This window comes from Salinibacterium xinjiangense, from assembly GCF_014645015.1.
GTDB lineage: Bacteria > Actinomycetota > Actinomycetes > Actinomycetales > Microbacteriaceae > Rhodoglobus > Rhodoglobus xinjiangensis.
Genome location: NZ_BMLC01000001.1, coordinates 281,557 through 301,011, shown reverse-complemented (window position 1 = coordinate 301,011; position 19,455 = coordinate 281,557). Strand labels below are relative to the sequence as shown.

Here is a 19,455-nt window from a genome sequence, read left to right as displayed (position 1 = left end):
AGGCCGATTCCGGATGGGTGGCGCATGGAGCTTCACCCATGACCTCGCCCTGTATCAGGCCCAACCCCAGGAAATACCATGGCAATCACTGAGCCCATCGTCGAGATGGAGGCCATCTCGATCGAGTTCCCGGGAGTGAAGGCCCTCCAGAACGTCAACTTCAGACTCTTTCCCGGCGAGGTTCATACCCTCATGGGGGAGAACGGCGCTGGCAAATCGACGCTTATCAAGGCGCTGACCGGGGTCTACAAGATCGACTCCGGCACCATCAGCGTGCTGGGGGCCCCTCGTGCCTTCTCCGGCACAGCGGATGCCCAGAGCGCTGGTATCTCGACGGTCTACCAGGAAGTCAACCTGTGCGACAACCTGAGCGTGGGTGAGAACGTCATGCTCGGTCACGAGATCCGCGGCCGGTTCGGCATCAACTGGAAGAAGACGAACGAGGCGGCGCACGACGCACTCGTCGGGCTCGGGCTCGGCGATATCGATCCGAGGCGACCCCTGTCGAGCATTTCGCTGGCCCTGCAACAGCTCGTGGCAATCAGCCGGGCCATGGTCTCGCGATCCAGGGTCCTCATCCTCGACGAACCGACGTCCAGTCTCGATGCCAATGAAGTCGAGGGGCTCTTCGGTGTTATCCGGAGACTTCGCGACCAGGGCGTGGCGATCCTGTTCGTCTCGCATTTCCTCGATCAGGTCTATGCGATCAGCGATCGCCTCACCGTGCTGCGCAACGGCGAGTACGTCGGGGAATACATGACGCCGGAGCTCAGCCGATCAGACCTCATCTCCAAGATGATCGGCAGGGATTTCAGCACGCTGGCGGCGCTCGGCTCTAATCGTGGCCGTGCCGTGCACGCCACAGGCAAGCCCTTCTACAGTGCGAAGAACCTCGGTAGGAAGGGTTTCATAGACCCTGTCGATATCGACGTGCACGCTGGCGAGGTCGTGGGCCTCGCCGGCTTGCTCGGCTCCGGTCGCACCGAACTCGGTCGGCTCATCTACGGCGCAGACCGTCCCGATACCGGCGAGGTTCGCATTTCGGATGCGATCACCGAGGTACATAGCCCCATCGCCGGGCTGTCGAGGAAGATCGCCTTCTCTACTGAGAATCGACGCGATGAAGGCATCATCGGCGACCTGACCGTGCGCGAGAATCTCGTCCTTGCGGTGCAGGCGCGTCGTGGCTGGGCGCGTCCACTCTCGAAGCGTGAACAAGGGGATCTCTGCGAAAAATACCTCGTCGAACTCAACGTCCGCCCGGCCGACCCCGAGCGCCTCATCAAGAATCTTTCCGGAGGAAACCAACAGAAGGTCCTGTTGGGGCGGTGGCTCGCGACACGGCCTGAGCTGATAGTGCTCGACGAGCCGACGCGCGGTATCGACATCGGGGCCAAGGCCGAGATCCAGGAGACCATTGCTGCTCTGGCGGGAGAGGGAATGTCGGTGGTTTTCATCTCGTCCGAACTGGAGGAGGTCGTTAGCCTCAGCGAACGGATCGTCGTGATGAAAGACCATCGTAAAATCGGTGAAATCGTCAACGGTCCAGACGTGACTGCTGAGACCATCGTCGATCTCATTGCAACCGAAGGGAACGTCGCATGAGTCGGGACTCATCACGAGCATCCAGCGAATCGATCGTCACCAGGGTCATCCACCGGCCCTACGTGTGGGCCATCGTTGCGCTGCTGTTGCTGCTCGTCATCAATCTGGGCAAGGATCCGGCATATCTCGGCATCTCGGTCAACGCTGCAACGGGCAACCTCTCCGGCAACGTGATCGACATCCTCCGAGCCAGTGCCCCCATCATGATGATCGCTGTCGGTATGACTCTGGTCATCGCGACTCGCGGAATCGATCTGTCTGTGGGCTCGGTGATGGCCGTGTCTGGCGCGGTGTCCATGGAGTTCATGAGCACCGCTGGCGGCGGCACCGTCGGTGAGGCTCTCTCGGCGGCCGCACTCGCGCTGGCGATCAGTGCGGCGCTCGGAGCCGTGAACGGTGTGCTCGTGTCCGTGGTCGGACTCCAGCCCTTCATCACCACCCTCATCACGATGCTCGCCGGACGCGGACTCGCCAAGGTCATCACGGCTGGCCAGAACACTTCTGCCAGCAACGAATCTTTCCGCTGGATCGCCAATGGGACCGTGTTCGGATTTCCGGTCGTCTTTGTGATCGCCGGCATTGTCGTCGCCATTGTGGCTGTGCTCGTGAGGCGCACTGCGCTCGGCCTGATGATCGAATCAATCGGAATCAACCCGAGGGCGGCTCGCATGGCGGGTATCCGCCCCGTCGGGATCCTGATCGCGGTGTACGTGGTGGGTGGGGTTCTCGCCGGAATCGCGGGAATCTTCAGCACTGCGAGCGTCATGACGGTCGAGGTAGCGAAGACCGGAATGGCAGCCGAGATGGATGCGATTCTCGCGGTGGTCATCGGCGGCACGTCACTTGCCGGTGGCAAGTTCTCCCTGACCGGGAGTGTGATCGGCGCGCTCTTGATTGCCACGCTGGATAAGACGATCGTGTTCCTCTCTATCCCATCATCGGCGACACCCGCGTTCAAGGCCGCGGTCATCGTCATTATCTGCCTGCTGCAGTCGCAGCGAATCCGCGCGTTGTTTGCCAGGCGCAGGTCTGGTCCTTCTTCGCTCACACCGCCGCCCAGGAGTCCTGCCCAGCCACGAAAGGAGTCGGTGTCGGCATGAGCATTCTCATCGATCGACCCACCTCAGTTTCCGAGGGGGGATCCCGGCCTTCGCTGGTGTCGAGGCTGAAGCCGAACGTCGAGTCGCTTCCGACCCTCGCCGCCGTGGTGATATTCGTTGCCATGGTCGTGTACGGCGAAGTCGCCTATGGTCGCATCGTCCAGTTCAGTACGATCTCGAACCTGCTCATCAATAATGCGTACCTGATCATCCTGGCGGTGGGACTCACCTTCGTTATTGTCACCGGTGGAGTCGATCTCTCCGTGGGAGCGGTCATCGCCATCAGCAGCCTCGTCGGGGTGATGTTAGCGAACCAGGGGTGGAATCCCATTGCCGTTATTATCGCGATGATTCTCATCGGATCCGTGTTCGGCACAGCATCCGGGGTGCTCATCCAGTACTTCAATGTGCAACCTTTCATAGCGACACTGGCCATGATGTTCCTTGCCAGGGGTCTTGCCTCGATGCTCAGTACGACCCCCGAGCGGCTGGCGGACGATTCGCCGATCCGCTTGTTCTCGACCGAGTGGAAGGTCATCGACGGACCCAAGATCAATGACCTCGTGACAACTCCGAACGTGGTTATTGCCGCCCTTGTGGTACTCGTGGCCTTTCTCGTCCTGCATCGCACCCGACTCGGGCGCACGGTGTACGCGATCGGTGGTTCTGAATCTTCGGCGCTGCTGATGGGTCTTCCGGTGGTCCGCACGAAACTGGCTGTCTACGTCATCAGCGGGACGCTGGCCGGTCTCGCGGCTGTCGTCTATACGTCCAAGCTCGGAATCGCCCAGAACATCACCGGCGTCGGGTGGGAGTTGGATGCCATCGCGGCCGTGATCATCGGCGGGACGCTGCTCACCGGTGGTGCCGGATTCGTGCTGGGCTCGGTGGTCGGCGCTCTCGTGCTCGGCCTGATGAATGTGCTGATCACCCGAGATGGCGGCATCCCCCCGGAGGCGACGACGATCATTACCGGAGCCATACTTCTCGTCTTCGTGCTGCTGCAGCGGCTCGTGGTCTCGCGCAAGCGAAAGACTTGATCTTGAATGGTCCAATAAGCTGAAGGCTTATATTACGTGCTTATAAGTTGTAAGCTTATTAGATGGATCTTTTCCGGGTAGCTGTTATCGCCGATCTCGTCGATTCGAAGAACATCTCCGATCGCAGGTCGACCCAGGCGTCCATCGCGGCTGCGTTCGAGCGAGTGGATGCCCTCGTCCCTCACGACCAACCCATGCGTGCGACGGTGGGTGATGAGTTCCAGGCGGTCTATTCCACGATCGCTCGAGCGCTCGAGGCCACGCTGCTGGCGCGGCTCGCGCTGCCTGCTGGCATCGACTGCCGCTTCGGACTGGGGTTGGGACAGGTCATCGACGTGGGCGACGGCGTAGCGGGCTCCGTGCAGGATGGATCAGGGTGGTGGCTTGCACGGGACGCCATCAACCAGGCCCACGCTCGAGAAGATTCTCGTACCCCCAGCGTCAGGGCCTGGTTCAGTGATGGTGATGGTGATGTGGTGCGTGAAGGCCTCGTCAACGCCTACCTGCTCGCTCGTGACCACGTCGTAGGCAGCATGACCGAGCGAAGCCGTCGACTGGTATTCGGATCGATGCTCGGCTCATCCCAGGGGGAGCTGGCGGAGACGGAAGGGATAACGCAATCCGCCGTGTCGCAGTCGCTGCGTCGCTCTGGCGGTGCGAGCCTTATCGCGTCCATAGAACAATTGAGAGCAGGAGGGCTGTGATGCTCGGCGCAATCCTGCTGGTCCTGATCGGCAGTGCCGACCTCGCGCGCGCGGGAATATCCGCGCCCCTCGGCCGAGTGCTCGCCGTGGCTGTCGCTTGGCTCGCGGTGGTACTGCTGGCCACCTTGGGGCTCGGCATCGCTGGCTGGTGGGTCGCGATCCCGGTCCTGATGGCCTCGGCGTGGCTCGGTACCACAACTACCTCGATCGATCGGAGGATGTCTCCGGGCATCCTGCCGGCGGTGGGTGTCCTGCTCTCTCTTCTCGCCTTTCTGGTGTGGGATCGCACCTCTCTCGGAATGAGTGGGTTCATCGTCGACTGGCACGTCGGGGTCATCTCGACCGTCATCAGTTCGCTGCCGCTGTCGGCGATAGCTGTTGCTGTCGGCGTCACGCTCTTTGCGATCGAGAGCGCAAATCTCACGGTCCGAGCCGCGCTCAGACCCGCGACTGCTGCTTCGCGCCCGGTGATCGTGCCGGTGTCGAGGTCGAGGTGGTGGAAGCGCACGGCCGCGCCAGCTCTCGCTGTCGCAGACCTTCGTGGAGGGCGGTTGATCGGACCGGTCGAGCGGGTGCTCATCATCGCGCTGACCCTTGCTGGTGCGCTGCCGATTGTTGCGGGGCTGCTCGCAGCCAAGGGAATCGTGAGGTTCCCCGAAATATCTAGCGACGGAGCCGGGGGATCGAAAGCGGAGTACTTTCTTGTCGGCAGCCTCGTCAGTTGGGCGATCGCCGTGGCCGGTGCCGGCTTGATCTGGATATCAGTTGCTGGCTAATATTTTAGTAATATTAGTTGGGGACTACTATTTTGTGTCACCCGGACTCAGCGGGTGACCAGTCGGAAGCGCACGGCTGGGGCATGGCCGCTCGTCATCGCATCCATGCTGTGGGGCACGACTGGCACGGCCGCGAGTTTCCTGCCGGGCAACGTGAGCCCGCTGGCGGTGGGGGCAGCAACGATGATGTTCGGCGGCATGCTGCTGTTCGCCATTTCCGCAAGAACAGCGATTGCTGCACTTCAGAATGCTGCGAGCCGCCGCTGGCTTGTGGTGGGCGCCATTGGCGTCGTGGTGTACCCGCTCGCTTTTTACAGCTCGATGAGTCTTGCCGGAGTGGCGATCGGAAATGTGGTGTCACTCGGATCAGGCCCGGTATTCGCCGCCCTTCTCGAGTGGGCGTTCGAACGTCGGCGTCCATCGAGAGTATGGGCGGTATGCACGGCAACCGCTCTCACGGGAATCGCGATGCTCGCCTGGGGGAGCGACCGGAGCGAGGGCGCCCTGAGCGGTCAAGCCAGCGGCGACACCATGGCGGGAATCGGCCTCGGCCTGCTCGCCGGATTTTCCTACGCGCTGTACACCTACAGTTCGAGCCGCGCGATCCGGGCGGGCGCTGCCTCCGGCGCAGCGATGGGAGGGATGTTCGGTTTTGGCGCAGTGGCACTCGCTCCGTTACTCCTGGCGCTTGGAGGTCCGTTGCTGCAGTCCGCAACAACGGTCGGAATCACCGCATACCTGGCCCTCGGTCCGATGTTCACGGCATATATCTTCTTCGGGATCGCCATGCGAACGCTGCACAGCAGTACAGCGACATCCATCACCCTGCTCGAACCCTTCGTCGCCACGCTGCTCGCAGTCGTGGTTGTGGGAGAGCGGCTTCTCACTGTCGGATGGCTCGGTCTCGCGGTGGTGCTCGTCTCGGTTCTTGCACTTGCAACGGCTCGGCAGCAGCGACCGGCCCTCGAGTCGCCGTAGGATTTCGGCATGGCACACGACGACGAGGCTCCTCATCCGGGCTCTATCGACCCGGCAGCAGCCAGGGGCGAGACCTCCGGATCGACAACTCCTCCCGTCGACAGCGGTGACCGCGCCGATATCCACGATGACGATGCTCTCGCAGATGCCCTCGCCGCCGAGTACAGCTGGCTGGCGACAGCGGCTATACCCATAGTCACCCAGCCGGTGCCGAGTAATGGAAGCGCCTCGGGCGAAGACTGGCTGTCGCGGATGTTCGACGAGTCCGAACCTGATGTCACGCCTGCTGACGATACTGGCATCGCACCATCATCCGTTGCAGCGGCTGGCACCGACGAATCATCCGCCGTATCGTCGGGGGAGACTCAGCTTTCGGCTCCCACCACCACTCCAGTGGATGAAACTGCGCCGGCAACCGGGACCGTGCCAGCAACTGGGACCGTGCCAGCAGCTGAAACTCTGCCGGCAACCGAACCAGCCCTCGCGGACAGCTTGGAATTGCTCGCCGAACCGCCCTTCACGAGCGCGCCTCTCACGAGCGCGCCTTTCACAGGCGAGCAGCCTGAGGACCAGGATGCACTGGTTGAAGGGCCCCCACTGGATACTCCCGCTGAATCCGGGTCGTCCAGTGATGCGCCCCCCACCCCGTCGTTCGTTTCGCCCTTTGATCCGCCGGCCTCTTCCGGCAGCGTTCCCGATGCCGTAGCGGCTCCCTGGAGCCTGTTCCCAGCCCCCGACCCGTCGGAGGCCGTGGATCTTCCCGACGGGCCTCCACAGTTCTTCACCCCCTCAGAATTCAGGGACTGGCCGTCCCCGGCATTCGATGAGCCCGCGGTCGATCAGCCCCCATTCGACGTGCAGACGTCCGATTCAGGCCTGTCCGATTCAGGACCGTCTCATCAGGACACCCTTAGTCAGGGTCCGTTCGGTCAGGACCCGGCGCCCGGGCTCGTCTCATCAATTCCGGCGTGGGAGCAACCCCAGGGGGAACCGGCCGGCGAATCTATCGACTCACCAGCAGGCGACAGCATTCCGGCAGCGGCAGCGGCATCCGACGACGAGTCCGACTATTCTCCGTTCGAGTCCGTCGATGATGCACCAATCGATAGTGCCTCCGACGCTGACGAGTCTGTTTATGGGATGGCAGCCGATGCGGCAACGGGCGCTGACGGACCAATTGATGCGGCGCCATCCGATGACGATGCGATCGACAGCGCTGCGCCGGTCGCCGAGCCTCCCGTGCCGCAACGCGAAGCACCCAATGCCTGGACGGCATGGGCGCCGAGTGCTGCGGTTCCTTCGGAATGGGAGGCCGCCGCGCCTGTTTCCGCTGCTGCTGCTTTTGCACCCACGGCAGGACCGGATGCCGACGACGCGCAAGCGGTCGGCGACGGGCCCGGCCCCGACCAGGAAGCCAGTACGGGCGCGGATGCCAGCGCGGGCCTGGAAGCCAATAAGGGTCTGGAAGCCAGCACCGACCTGGAAACCAGCACCGATCCGGCTTCTGGCGTTCCCGCAGAAGTCGCCCCGGAACTGGACGATGAATCACCCCAGGAACCGAGCCCCGAACCAGCGCCCGAACCGTTTCCCTGGATCGTCGCTGCGGCCGCGGCTGCTGCCGCGCAGCCGTTGGTGCCGCCGGTAGAGCGCGGCCCTTTCAATTGGTCGATCACAGCGACCGGCAAGGTCGCCTACCTGGATGACGAGCTGGCCGCCCCTGACGCGAGCGCCGGCCTCCGATTCGAGGAGCCGGTAACCGCTGAGGCAGAACCAGAGTCCGCGTCATCAGCTGCGCCCGAACCCGTCGAGCCCGACGAGGCTGCGCCCGAGTCAGTCGAGCCCGAACAGGCTGCGCCCGAGTCAGTCGAACCCGAATCGGTCAATAGAGTCGACGAGGTGGCCCGGATGTTTGCGCCGCCGGCGCTCATCGAGCCGCTGTCGCCCCCGCAGTACCTGGCGCCGGTGTCTGGCCTTCCCTCTGCCCCTCCCGCGTACTTCCCGGTCGACAGGGTGCAAGAGGTTGACGAACCTGCGGGTTCCGGGACGCCAGTCGACGCCGGGTCGTCCGACGAAGAGCCTCCGTCACGGTTTACCGACGATGACACCGTGGCGCCGGCGTCCATGCCTGTGGAGCTGGCGGCGCCGGCATCTATGCCCGTGGAACTAACAGCGTTCGACTCCCTGTTCATCGTGCCCCTGCCGACCGTGCCCGGCGGACCGGTCCCGATGACCAGCGGTTCCATCACCGTGATCGATCAGGCCTATGAGGAAGAACTCGACGACGACGTCGACGACACCGACAGGGCATTCGGGGCGATCCTTTCGGGAGGTTCAGCAGCTGCTGCGTCCGTCTCCGCGGTCGTGCCTTCGCCCGGCCCGAACTCGACAGTGCGCATCGCAGAACACGAGCAGGTGCTCTTTGACGACGAGCCGAAGAACCCGGGGGTACTCAGCCTCGAGCACACCGGGCTCGAGCCGACCCCTGTCGATGTGCGCGCGGGCCGCGCCATCCGATTGTTCTGGTTGTGGTTCTCTGCAAACTCCTCGGTCATCAGCGTTGCCCTCGGGGCCGTGGTGTTCGCTACTGGAATGAGCCTGCGGCAGTCGATCGTCAGCATCCTCGGCGGTGTGGCGTTGTCATTCTTCCCGCTGGCGCTGACCACCCTCGCCGGCAAGCTCAGCGGGCAGCCCACGATGGTCGTCTCCAGGGCGACATTCGGGCTCTTGGGAAACGTCGTTCCGGCGGTGCTCGCGGTGATCTCCCGGGTGTTCTGGGGTGCGGTATTGCTGTGGCTGCTGGCGACATCGGTGGCCGCAGTGACTTCCATCGAGGGTGTTGCAGCCGACCTCCAGCCGACCTCGCTTGCGACGTTGGCGATAACGCTCGTCCTTGCTTTGCTCGTGGCCTTCGTCGGATACCCGCTGCTTGCGCGCATCCAGCTCGTCTTGACGGTCGTGTCCGTGGTGCTGATCCTCGGCCTCATCGGGTTGACGGCACAATACATAGACATTCCCCGGGCGCTGACTGTCGGAGACGGTTCGTGGGTGCTTGCGATGGGTGGTGCGGTGCTGGTGTTCAGCGTGGTTGGGCTGGTCTGGGCTTTCAGCGGTGCGGATCTTGCCAGGTACCAACGCCCGTCGTCCAGCGGAGCATCATCCATGCTCTTCGCCACGTTCGGCACGGCTATTCCCGCCTTTGTGCTCATCGCCTACGGCGCGATCCTCGCAGCGTCGAGCCCTGCCATAGCAGCAGGGCTGGCGACGGAACCCGTGCAGACTCTCGCCGGACTGCTCCCGGACTGGTATCCGATCCCGCTTATCGCCGCCACGGCGCTGGGACTTCTCTCCGGTGTTGTGATCACCATGTACTCAGGCGGTCTCGCCCTGCAGAGTGCCGGAGTGAAATTGCCGAGACAATGGTCCGTTGTCGTCGTCGGCATCGTGTTGGCAGGGCTTGCCACGCTCATGGTCGTCACGGCCACGGCCGGCATCCGCGACGTATTCAGGGATTTCGCGACCACCATAGCGGTGCCAACAGCGGCCTGGATCGGAATCTTCGGGTCGGAGATGATGATTCGCAATCGTCGTTTCGACAGCGAATCTCTGCTCAGGCGTGGGGGCGTCTACCCCGACGTGCGGTGGGTGAACCTCGCAGGACTGGTCCTGATCAGCGTCGTCGGGTTTGGGCTCACGACGGCGACCGTCAGCTGGTTGTCATGGCAGGGCTTCGTGTTCTCCGTGCTCGGGGTTCCACTCGAGGGTGAGCTGGCGAGCACAGATCTCGGTGTGATCGTCGCTCTCGCGCTCGGCATCATCCTGCCGCTGGTGGCCGGAGTGCCGGCAATTCGCCGCCAGGAGTCGCTGCGAGCCTGACCGAGGCGACACCGGGCCATCGTCACGCCGCCCGTAGACTGGAATCGTGCCTACGACCGTTGCCGATGTTGCCGCCGCCGTGGAACGGCTCTGGCCCTCGGCCGGTGCCGAGAGTTGGGATGCCGTCGGGTTGATCTCCGGTGAGCGTGACGCTGGGGTCGATTCCATTCTCCTGGCCGTGGATGCCGTTCTCGACACCGCCGATGAGGCAGTCGACTCGGGTGTTGACATGCTCCTCGTGCATCACCCCCTGCTGCTGCGCGGCGTCACATCGGTGTCTACCGACCGCTACAAGGGCGCAACACTGTCACGGCTCATCCGCGCGAATTGCGCGCTTCTGGCGGCGCATACGAACGCCGACGTGGTGGAGACCGGCACCTCCGCCGTGTTTGCCGCCAGGTTGGGCCTCCTTGACGTGCGCCCGATCATTGTCGGCACGAATCCTGCTCGCGGTATCGGGCGGGTTGGCGTTCTTGCGCACCCGATCACGCTCGGTACGCTCGCTCGCGCACTCGGCGACATCCTGCCGGCGACGGCCAGTGGAATCCGGGTTGCCGGTGAATTCGACAGGCTCATCACCACCGTGGCCCTGTGTGGCGGCGCGGGCGATGCATACCTCTCGGATCCTGCGGTGACGTCGGCCGATGTCTACATCACCAGCGATCTACGTCATCACCCAGCGTCAGAGGCGAAGGAGAATGCCCGGGCCGGCGGTGGGCCTGCGCTCATCGACGTGTCACACTGGGCCAGCGAATGGCTGTGGCTCGAGAATGCCGCGACCGAGTTGCGCCGCGAACTGCCCGGCGTCACCATTACGGTGAGTGAATTGCGCACCGATCCCTGGGACTTCGCCATCGTGCAGTGACTATCGCCGATTTTTCTACAGCACGACTGAGTTAGTACAGCACAACCGAGAGAGTGAACACATGGCGTTGAAAGCCAGCCCGAATGACCAGGCCCTGCTGCTCGAACTGCAGGCGCTCGACACCAGACTCGCGCAGCTCGACCACCGGGCGAAGAGCATTCCGGAGCTTGCGACCCTCGCCGGTTTCGAGAAGGACACGGCAGTGATTCGCCAGAGGTTCGCCGAGCAGAAGGGTGGCCTGGAAGACATCGGGATCGAGTTGAAGCGCATCGAATCCGATGTCGAGGTGGTCGAAGCGCGCATCAAACGTGACGATTCGCGAGTGCAGGCGAGCTCATCGGTCAAGGATGTCGCAGCGCTCGAACAGGAGCTGACCGCGCTGCGCAAGCGCCTCGGCGATCTCGAAGAGATCGAGCTGGCTGTCATGGAGCGACTCGAAACGCAGCAAACCGAGGTCAATAAGACCACGGCCCAGCTCGAGGCTCTCGCTGTCAGGACGGCCGAGATCGAGGCGGTAAAAGCGGCATCGCTCAGCACCGTCGCCGCTGAGCGCACCGTCGCAGCCTCAGGACGTGACGCCGTCGCCGCGAAGGTTCCCTCCGACCTCCTCGCGCTGTACGAAAAGCAGCGATCACGGTACGGAACAGGAGCCTCAATGCTCCGCGGGGGAGTGTCGCTCGCATCCGGTGTGAAGCTACTCGAGAACGAGATGCAGGCCATCCGTGCCGCAGCCCCCGACGACATCATCATGTGTGCGTCGAGCGAAGCCATCCTCGTGCGCACCGCCGAATCAGGACTGTAGGCTTACCAACCGAATGGGTCGGCAAGACGGCCGCGTGGGGCAGCAATGCCTCCCGAGGAACGTCCGGGCTCCGCAGAGCATGGCGGTGGGTAACACCCACCCGGGGTAACCCGCGAGATAGTGCAACAGAAAGCAGACCGCCACTGTGTGTTTCTACACACGGGGGTAAGGGTGAAACGGTGGTGTAAGAGACCACCAGCGGCCGGGGTGACCCGGTCGGCTATGTAAACCTCGCCAGGAGCAAGGTCAGACAGGAAGCGTTCAAGGCTGCTCGCCCAGCTTCCGGGTAGACCGCTAGAGGCGTGCGGCAACGTACGTCGTAGATAGATGGCCGTCCATCGCCCTCGGGCGAAGACAGAACCCGGCGTATCAGCCGGCCCATTCCTCCCTCGGACTGTGCACGATATCTGGCACGCGTCCAGACAGCGGGCATACAGTTCGGCCACGTCAGAATTCTCCGTCGCGTACAGTTTCGTCACCCCGCGCGGGATTCTCGCTGCCCTGTTCGGGTTCCTGGTCGGCGGATCTTCCCTCGCCGTCAATCCGTTCTTCGCGTCGTCGCTGATCGGCGTGGCGCGGTATCTGATAGCGCTCGGTAGCGCTGCGAAGATCGAGAACGTCGTCGTCCAGGGACGGCTTCGAATCTTCGCGATCATCGGGATTCCGGGTGCCACTGGCGGAGTCATCGCGCTGTTGTTCTCTGGCGTCGGTGTGCGGAGCTGACGGCGAAGCACTCGCGTGACCTATTCTTGAAGTGCATCGCCCCTGGTGCGATCCAGGAGGCGGAATATGTTCGAGCGCGTCTTCTCCAGCGACAACACCGCGGGAGTGTCACCCGGGATCGTCGCGGCCCTGGCCGAGCAGGCGGGTGGTCGAGCTGTGCCATATGGTGCAGATGACGTCACCGAAAGGGTGACCGGGCGGCTTCGAGATGTCTTCGAATGCGAGCTTGATGTGCTCATCGTGAGCACGGGGTCTGCCGCGAACGGCCTCGCCCTGGCGGCCCTCACCCCACCGTGGGGGGCAGTGTTGTGCCACGGGGACAGTCACATCAACAACGATGAGGCCGGGGCTCCTGAGTTCTTCAGCAATGGCGCCAAACTGGTCTCCCTTCCCGGAGACGACGGCAAGCTGCACCCGGATACCCTTGCCGCCGCCGTGAACCGTGGGCGTGGTGAGGTGCAGTCGGTGCAGCCCTCTGTGGTCAGCGTCACGCAGGCGACCGAGACGGGCAGCGTCTATTCGCTCGCTGAGCTCGGCGAATTGACCGGGATCGCACGAGGCGCGGGGCTCGCCACGCATATGGACGGTGCTCGATTCACCAACGCGCTGGTCAGCATCGGGGCGACCCCCGCCGATATGACCTGGCGGTCCGGGGTCGACATCCTCTCCTTCGGTGCGACCAAAAACGGCACCATGAATGCGGAGGCCGTAGTGGTCTTCGATCGATCGAAAACCATCGAGCTCCGATACCGCCAGAAGCGTGCGGGCCAACTCGCGTCGAAGATGCGATTCCAGGCAGCCCAGCTGGACGCGTACCTCACCGATGACCTCTGGCTGCAGAACGCCGCACACGCTAACGGCATGGCCGCACGTCTCGCGCACGGCCTTGCGTCGATTCCTGGGACCAGTGTGATCGGTACCCCGCGGGCGAACCTGCTGTTCGTCACCCTCGCCGAATCGACGATCTCGAGTCTGCTCGTCGACGGCTTCTCGTTCTACCGCGACAGGTGGGACCCAACCCGCGTGAGATTCGTGACGGCATTCACCACCACGGAGGCCGATGTCGACGACCTGCTCGCAGCTATCGAGGCGGCGTCCCCGCCTCCCCTGGACTGAACCGGTAACCCATCCCCGCTTCGGTGAGCAGATACCGGGGAGCATGGGGTTCGGGTTCGAGCTTTTTGCGGAGCTGTGCGAGGTACAGGCGCAGATAGCCGGTGTCTGTCGTGTACTGCGGCCCCCAGACCTCGGTGAGCAGCGTCTCTCGGGTGACCAGCCGATCATGGTTGCGCAGCAGAACCTCGAGAAGTCGCCATTCCGTGGGTGTCAGTCGTACCGGCGTTCCACTGCGCGTCACCACCCGCGCTGCCAGGTCGACAGTCACGTCACCGAAGTTCACCACCGGATCATCGGTAGCGGCCGGAGTTCGGCGAGACAGTGCGCGGATCCGCGCGAGCAGCTCATCGGCCGAGAATGGCTTGGTGACGTAGTCGTCCGCTCCAGCGTCGAGCGCCTCCACCTTGTCCCAGCTGTCGCTGCGGCCAGAAACCACCAGCACGGGTACCGAGCTCCAACCACGAATGGCTTCGATCACCTCGATGCCGGTGAGCCCGGGCATCCCCAGGTCGATGACGATGATGTCAGGGTGAGTATTGATCGCGGCATCGAGGGCTGCCTTGCCATCGTGAGCTGTCACCACGTCATAACCGCGGGCGGTCAGGGTGATGCGCAGCGCCCTCAGCATCTGCGGATCGTCGTCGGCGATCAGTAGTTTCATCGTGCGGCTCCCAAATCGATCACCATGGTCAGTCCACCGCCGGGGGTATCCTCAACCTCGATGGATCCGCCCATCGCCTCGACGAAACCCTTGGACAGCGCGAGGCCCAGCCCCACACCGGTGGTGTTGTCGACGTCGCCGAGTCTCTGGAACGCCACAAACACATCCTCCCGCCGATCGACGGGGATACCCGGGCCTGCATCGATGATGCGGAGCTGCACACGGCCGCCGAACTCGCTCGTCGCCATGACCGGGGGCGTGTTTGCCGGGGAGAACCGCAGTGCATTGGCCAGAACGTTGACTACCGCGCGCTGCAGAAGCACCTCGTCGGCTTCGACCAGCGGCACGGCAGTCAGCTCGAGCTGCACTTCGCCGGGTGCAAGCCCGAGCTCGTCGAGAGCGCCGATGACCACCTCATCGAGTGCGAGAGGAGCCAGGGAAAATCCGAGAACTCCGGCCTGCAGTCGGCTGGCGTCGAGCAATTTGGTGACGAGGTCTGCGAGAGAATCGAGGCTGACCTCGGCAGCCTCGAGCAGTTCTGAACGATCCGTGTCGCTGAGGTCGACGCCCGTCGAGCGCAGCCCCGTCACGGCAGCAGTCGCTGCAGCCAGCGGGCGCCTCAGATCGTGCCCCACCGCGGCGAGCAGGGCGGTGCGGAGCCGGTCCGCCTCGGCGACCGGCCGCATCCGGTCGGCTTCTGTGCGCAACTCCCGCTGCGCCAGGGCCGTGCCGATCTGTGACAGGAAGGCACCGAGAATCCTGCGGTCTGACGCCGGCAACTCGTGGCCGCGCAGATGCAGGCTGGCGCGATCGCCCACCGGGAAGCTCGACTCGATGTCGGTGTCTCTTGCCGCCGCGGCATCCGACGCCGTGTAGATGGCCACGCCGTTCGCCCGCAGGATCACGCTGGTCATGCCGAACGACTCACGCAGTCGCGCGACCAGAGCATCGAGCGCATCCTGGCCACTGAGCACGCCGCTGGCGATGTTGGCCAGGGTCTCGGATTCGGCCACCGCCCGGGATGCGACTCGCGATCGCCGGGCCGCCTGATCGACGACGATACTCACCAATACCGCGATGATCACGAAGATCACGAGGGCAAGCAGGTGCAGCGGGTCGGTGATGGTGACCCGATAGAGCGGATCCACGAAGAAGAAGTCCAGGAGCAGGCCCGCGGCCATGGCGGCGACCAGGGCGGGCCAGATGCCACCGACGAGTGCGACCACGACGACGAACAGCTGGAATGTCAGCACGTCGCTCGTCATCGACTCGTCGCTGCGGAAGGAACCGAGAATCCAGGTCAGTAGCGGCAATCCTGCGGCGACCAACAGGAAGCCGACAATCCTGCGCCGCAGGGACAATGCGCCACCGAGGGTCGGGAGTTTGCGGCGGCCAGCCTGCCCGTGCGACACGATGTGCACGTCGATATCTCCGGATTCGCGGATCACCGTGGCCGAGGTTCCGGCGCCCGTCAGCAGTGTGCTGAGCCTGCTGCGTCGGCTGACTCCGATCACCAGCTGGGTGGCATCGACGCCTCGGGCGAACTCGACGAGTGTGCGCGGGATCTGCTCGCCGACCACCTGGTGATACGTCCCGCCGAGCGTCTCCACAAGGGCGCGCTGCACCTCGAGGGTTCCTGGATTCGTTTCGGCGAGGCCATCGGAGGTCGTCACGTGCACAGCGAAAAGCTCACCACCTGCCGACCGCGATGCGATCCGGGCACCGCGGCGCAGCAGGGTTTCGCCCTCGTGACCACCGGTGAGGGCCACCACGACACGTTCACGGGCACTCCAGGAGTTTGCGATTCCCTGCTCCGCGCGATACTTCTTCAGTGCCGAATCCACCTCGTCCGCGAGCCACAGCAGGGCGAGTTCGCGGAGGGCGGTCAGGTTTCCGAGTCGGAAATAGTTGCTGAGCGCGGCATCCACCCGAGCGGTGGGATACACCTTTCCCTCGCCGAGGCGGTCCCGCAGGGCCTGGGGTGCCAGGTCGATCAACTCGACCTGGTCTGCGCTTCGCAGCACGGCATCCGGGATCGTCTCCTGCTGCACCACGCCGGTGATCTGGCGAACGACATCGTTGAGGCTTTCGATGTGCTGGATATTGACGGTCGAAATCACGTCGATGCCGGCATCCAGGATCGCCTGTACCTCCTGCCAGCGTTTGCTGTGCTCAGAGCCCGGCGCGTTCGTGTGGGCGAGCTCGTCCACCAGGGCAAGCTCGGGTTTGCGGGCGAGAAGGCCCTCGAGGTCCATCTCGTCGAGCGTGACACCACGGTGGTCGACCGCACGACGCGGGAGGATCTCGAGCCCCTCCACCAACGCCAACGTGGCAGCGCGACCGTGAGTCTCCACGACGGCAACGACCACGTCGAGGCCGGTATCGGCAAGACGTCGACCCTCTTCCAGCATCGCGAACGTCTTGCCGACGCCCGGAGCGGCCCCGAGCATGACCCGGAGCCGTCCTTTCGTCATAGCGTCATTATCCCAACATCGCGAGCGCGATGTTGAGCTGCAGCACGTTGACGGTCGGCTCGCCGAGGTAGCCGAGATCTCGCTGCTGGATCATCGACTCGACGAGATCCGACACGTCCGCCGCGGATAGTCCACGGGCTTCGGCGACGCCGGCAGCCTGGAGTCGTGCGTAGGCCGGACTGATGTGTGGGTCGAGACCCGAGCCGGATGCGGTGAGAGCGTCGGCGGGAATGTCGGTCGTGCCGTCCGCCCTCTCGATGGCGACCTGACGCTCCTGGATGGCAGCGATCAGGTCGGGATTCTCCGGGCCCCAGTTCGATCCACTCGATGCGCCACCGTCGTAACCGGCACCTGCGGCAGACGGTCGCGACTGGAACCACTCTCGCCGGGCATTGCCGCCCGCGTCGGTGAACGACTGGCCGATGAGACTCGAGCCGACGATCTCGCCATCGACCCGGATGAGCGAGCCGTTCGCCTGGGCGGGCAGCGCGAGCTGGCCGACCCCGGTGACCGCGAGTGGATAGACGATGCCGAGTGCCGCGGTGAGGATCAGCATCGCGCGTATCGCTGTCCAGGTCTGGCGGAATTTCATGAGGTGCTCCTTAGCGTGGGCAGTTGGGGGTTCGTCAGAACCCGGGGATGAGGCTCACGACGAGGTCGATGAGCTTGATACCGATGAAGGGGGCGATGAGGCCACCCACCCCGTAGACCAGGATGTTGCGCCCGAGCAGGCTGCTCGCAGACACTGGCCTGTATCTGACCCCACGAAGCGCGAGCGGGATGAGTGCGACGATGACGAGCGCGTTGAAGATGATCGCGCTCAGGATTGCCGACGCTGACGAATGCAGCCCCATGATGTTGAGCACTGCAAGCCCGGGGAACACCCCGGCGAACATCGCGGGGATGATCGCGAAGTACTTCGCCACGTCGTTGGCGATCGAGAAGGTGGTCAGCGCTCCCCGCGTGATGAGCAGTTGCTTTCCAATGCGCACGATATCGATGAGCTTTGTAGGATCGGAATCGAGGTCGACCATGTTTCCGGCCTCCTTTGCAGCAGATGTTCCCGTGTTCATGGCAACACCGACGTCAGCCTGCGCGAGCGCGGGTGCGTCGTTCGTGCCATCGCCGGTCATCGCGACAAGGTTGCCGCCCGCCTGCTCCTTTTTGATCAGCGCTATCTTGTCTTCGGGGGTCGCCTCGGCCAGGTAATCGTCGACTCCTGCCTCGGCGGCGATCGCCCTCGCGGTCAGGGGATTGTCTCCCGTGATCATGACGGTGCGGATGCCCATGGCGCGAAGTTCGGCGAAGCGCTCCTTGAGGCCCTCCTTGACGACGTCCTTCAGGTGGATGACTCCGAGCACTCGTGAGACACCGTCGGGTGACCTCGTGGCCACCACGAGCGGTGTGCCACCCGATTGTGAGACGCCGACGACGATCGCGTCGAGGTCGACCGGAACCTTCCCCACCCAGTTCGCCACCATCGATCCCGCGCCTTTTCGCACGAGCGTGCCATCCGGCAGGTCGAGTCCACTCATGCGGGTCTGGGCGGTGAACGGCACGATGACGGCGTCAGCAATGATGGCTTCGTCGTGGCCGAGTGTCCTGGCGAGGTCGACGACCGATGATCCTTCGGGGGTCGGGTCCGCGAGCGAGGCAAGGCGCGCGGCACTGATGAGTTCGTCGAGACCGACGCCATCCACCGGGATGAATTCGCTGGCCCGGCGGTTGCCGTAAGTGATCGTGCCGGTCTTGTCGAGGAGCAGGGTGGTCACGTCTCCGGCGGCCTCGACGGCGCGACCTGACATAGCGAGAACGTTGCGCTGCACGAGCCTGTCCATTCCGGCGATGCCGATTGCGCTGAGGAGTGCACCGATGGTGGTGGGGATGAGGCACACCAGTAACGCCACCAGCACGGTGATGCTGACGGCACCGCCCGAATACGCTGCCATCGGGTTGAGAGTGACGACCACGATCAGGAAGACGATCGAGAGGCTCGCCAGGAGGATATTCAGGGCGATCTCGTTGGGCGTCTTCTGGCGTGATGCCCCTTCGACCAGCCGGATCATCCTGTCGACGAATGTCTCGCCCGGTCGTGAGGTGATCTTCACGACGATACGGTCGCTGAGCACGCGGGTTCCGCCGGTGACGGCGCTGCGGTCTCCACCATGTTCCCGGATGACCGGCGCAGACTCGCCCGTGATCGCCGACTCATCGACCGAGGCGATGCCCCAGACGATGTCGCCGTCCCCGGGGATGATCTCCCCGGCCGAGACCACGACGAAGTCACCGAGAGTGAGATCTGCGGAGGACACGTCTTCTGCATGCTCACCCGCCCAGTCGTCGGCGGATCCGACGCGGTGAGCGATCGTCGAGGTGCGGGTCTGGCGAAGCGCGGAGGCCTGCGCCTTGCCCCGGCCCTCGGCGACGGACTCCGCGAGGTTGGCGAAGATGACCGTGATCCAGAGCCAGATTGCGATGCTGATGGTGAAGGCCGGCGTGCCCGAGGTGGGCGCCGTGAACGGCTCGGTGATGGCGGTCAGCGTGGTCAGCGCCGCGCCCACCTCGACGACGAACATGACGGGATTACGCCACATCAGTCTCGGGTCGAGCTTTCGCAGGGCGCCGGGGAAGGCCGTGACCAGCTGGCCGAAGGAGAACGCGCTCGCGCGACTCGGGGCCTCCGGCTGTGCCGACGTGGATTCTGTATCAGTGATGGTCATGATTTTTTCTTTCATGGA

General features: G+C 64.0%; 15 protein-coding genes and 1 other RNA gene. 12 read left to right on the top strand and 4 right to left on the bottom strand.

Annotated elements, in window-relative coordinates; translation table 11 throughout:
* The first annotated feature begins 78 nt into the window (after positions 1–78).
* The 12 genes from IEW81_RS01415 to IEW81_RS01360 all read left to right on the top strand — a co-directional run bounded on the left by IEW81_RS01415 (position 79) and on the right by IEW81_RS01360 (position 13,582).
* Complete coding sequence (locus IEW81_RS01415) at positions 79–1,605, top strand: sugar ABC transporter ATP-binding protein (protein WP_097060840.1); 1,527 nt, start codon at positions 79–81, stop codon at positions 1,603–1,605.
* Positions 1,602–2,705 (top strand): ABC transporter permease, encoded by a 1,104-nt coding sequence (locus IEW81_RS01410; protein ID WP_097060841.1) that lies wholly within the window; start codon positions 1,602–1,604, stop codon positions 2,703–2,705. The genes IEW81_RS01415 and IEW81_RS01410 overlap by 4 nt, the downstream gene beginning before the upstream one ends.
* Positions 2,702–3,745, top strand: coding sequence for an ABC transporter permease subunit (locus IEW81_RS01405; RefSeq protein WP_097060842.1), 1,044 nt, complete (start codon positions 2,702–2,704; stop codon positions 3,743–3,745). The genes IEW81_RS01410 and IEW81_RS01405 overlap by 4 nt, the downstream gene beginning before the upstream one ends.
* A 62-nt stretch (positions 3,746–3,807) precedes the next feature.
* Complete coding sequence (locus IEW81_RS01400) at positions 3,808–4,449, top strand: SatD family protein (protein WP_097060843.1); 642 nt, start codon at positions 3,808–3,810, stop codon at positions 4,447–4,449.
* Positions 4,449–5,225, top strand: coding sequence for a hypothetical protein (locus tag IEW81_RS01395; protein WP_097060844.1), 777 nt, complete (start codon positions 4,449–4,451; stop codon positions 5,223–5,225). The genes IEW81_RS01400 and IEW81_RS01395 overlap by 1 nt, the downstream gene beginning before the upstream one ends.
* Positions 5,226–5,279: 54 nt before the next feature.
* Positions 5,280–6,203, top strand: coding sequence for a DMT family transporter (locus IEW81_RS01390; protein WP_097060845.1), 924 nt, complete (start codon positions 5,280–5,282; stop codon positions 6,201–6,203).
* Between the two features lie 9 nt (positions 6,204–6,212).
* Positions 6,213–10,076, top strand: a complete 3,864-nt coding sequence (locus IEW81_RS01385) for a cytosine permease (protein WP_097060846.1) — start codon at positions 6,213–6,215, stop codon at positions 10,074–10,076.
* Between the two features lie 46 nt (positions 10,077–10,122).
* Positions 10,123–10,941, top strand: coding sequence for a Nif3-like dinuclear metal center hexameric protein (locus IEW81_RS01380; protein WP_097060847.1), 819 nt, complete (start codon positions 10,123–10,125; stop codon positions 10,939–10,941).
* A gap of 61 nt (positions 10,942–11,002) precedes the next feature.
* Complete coding sequence (locus IEW81_RS01375) at positions 11,003–11,743, top strand: zinc ribbon domain-containing protein (RefSeq protein WP_179691845.1); 741 nt, start codon at positions 11,003–11,005, stop codon at positions 11,741–11,743.
* Between the two features lie 14 nt (positions 11,744–11,757).
* Positions 11,758–12,128, top strand: an RNA gene (gene rnpB / locus IEW81_RS01370) — RNase P RNA component class A.
* 11 nt (positions 12,129–12,139) lie between these two features.
* The gene (locus tag IEW81_RS01365) at positions 12,140–12,466 is read left to right on the top strand and encodes a hypothetical protein (RefSeq protein ID WP_143544671.1); all 327 of its coding nucleotides are present in this window, start codon (positions 12,140–12,142) and stop codon (positions 12,464–12,466) included.
* A 66-nt stretch (positions 12,467–12,532) separates the two neighbouring features.
* Positions 12,533–13,582: a threonine aldolase family protein gene (locus IEW81_RS01360; protein WP_097060848.1), complete on the top strand. Its 1,050-nt coding sequence runs from the start codon at positions 12,533–12,535 to the stop codon at positions 13,580–13,582.
* Here IEW81_RS01360 and IEW81_RS01355 read toward each other — a convergent pair.
* The 4 genes from IEW81_RS01355 to kdpB are packed head-to-tail and all read right to left on the bottom strand — an operon-like array spanning position 13,548 to position 19,437.
* Positions 13,548–14,243: a response regulator gene (locus IEW81_RS01355; protein ID WP_097060849.1), complete on the bottom strand. Its 696-nt coding sequence runs from the start codon at positions 14,241–14,243 to the stop codon at positions 13,548–13,550. The genes IEW81_RS01360 and IEW81_RS01355 overlap by 35 nt on opposite strands.
* The gene (locus IEW81_RS01350; RefSeq protein WP_097060850.1) at positions 14,240–16,717 is read right to left on the bottom strand and encodes a DUF4118 domain-containing protein; all 2,478 of its coding nucleotides are present in this window, start codon (positions 16,715–16,717) and stop codon (positions 14,240–14,242) included. Before IEW81_RS01350 ends, IEW81_RS01355 begins: the two co-directional genes overlap by 4 nt.
* 7 nt (positions 16,718–16,724) lie before the next feature.
* Complete coding sequence (gene kdpC / locus IEW81_RS01345; RefSeq protein ID WP_097060851.1) at positions 16,725–17,309, bottom strand: potassium-transporting ATPase subunit KdpC; 585 nt, start codon at positions 17,307–17,309, stop codon at positions 16,725–16,727.
* A gap of 34 nt (positions 17,310–17,343) precedes the next feature.
* The gene (gene kdpB, locus IEW81_RS01340; protein ID WP_097060852.1) at positions 17,344–19,437 is read right to left on the bottom strand and encodes a potassium-transporting ATPase subunit KdpB; all 2,094 of its coding nucleotides are present in this window, start codon (positions 19,435–19,437) and stop codon (positions 17,344–17,346) included.
* Positions 19,438–19,455: the final 18 nt, after the last annotated feature.

What these genes read in the sequence shown, in the direction of transcription:
- IEW81_RS01415 (WP_097060840.1), top strand. Translation starts at nt 79, where the DNA reads ATGGCAATCACTGAGCCCATCGTCGAGATGGAGGCCATCTCGATCGAG.
- IEW81_RS01410 (WP_097060841.1), top strand. Translation starts at nt 1,602, where the DNA reads ATGAGTCGGGACTCATCACGAGCATCCAGCGAATCGATCGTCACCAGG.
- IEW81_RS01405 (WP_097060842.1), top strand. Translation starts at nt 2,702, where the DNA reads ATGAGCATTCTCATCGATCGACCCACCTCAGTTTCCGAGGGGGGATCC.
- IEW81_RS01400 (WP_097060843.1), top strand. Translation starts at nt 3,808, where the DNA reads ATGGATCTTTTCCGGGTAGCTGTTATCGCCGATCTCGTCGATTCGAAG.
- IEW81_RS01395 (WP_097060844.1), top strand. Translation starts at nt 4,449, where the DNA reads ATGCTCGGCGCAATCCTGCTGGTCCTGATCGGCAGTGCCGACCTCGCG.
- IEW81_RS01385 (WP_097060846.1), top strand. Translation starts at nt 6,213, where the DNA reads ATGGCACACGACGACGAGGCTCCTCATCCGGGCTCTATCGACCCGGCA.
- IEW81_RS01375 (WP_179691845.1), top strand. Translation starts at nt 11,003, where the DNA reads ATGGCGTTGAAAGCCAGCCCGAATGACCAGGCCCTGCTGCTCGAACTG.
- IEW81_RS01360 (WP_097060848.1), top strand. Translation starts at nt 12,533, where the DNA reads ATGTTCGAGCGCGTCTTCTCCAGCGACAACACCGCGGGAGTGTCACCC.
- IEW81_RS01355 (WP_097060849.1), bottom strand. Translation starts at nt 14,243, where the DNA reads ATGAAACTACTGATCGCCGACGACGATCCGCAGATGCTGAGGGCGCTG.
- IEW81_RS01350 (WP_097060850.1), bottom strand. Translation starts at nt 16,717, where the DNA reads ATGACGAAAGGACGGCTCCGGGTCATGCTCGGGGCCGCTCCGGGCGTC.
- kdpC (WP_097060851.1), bottom strand. Translation starts at nt 17,309, where the DNA reads ATGAAATTCCGCCAGACCTGGACAGCGATACGCGCGATGCTGATCCTC.
- kdpB (WP_097060852.1), bottom strand. Translation starts at nt 19,437, where the DNA reads ATGACCATCACTGATACAGAATCCACGTCGGCACAGCCGGAGGCCCCG.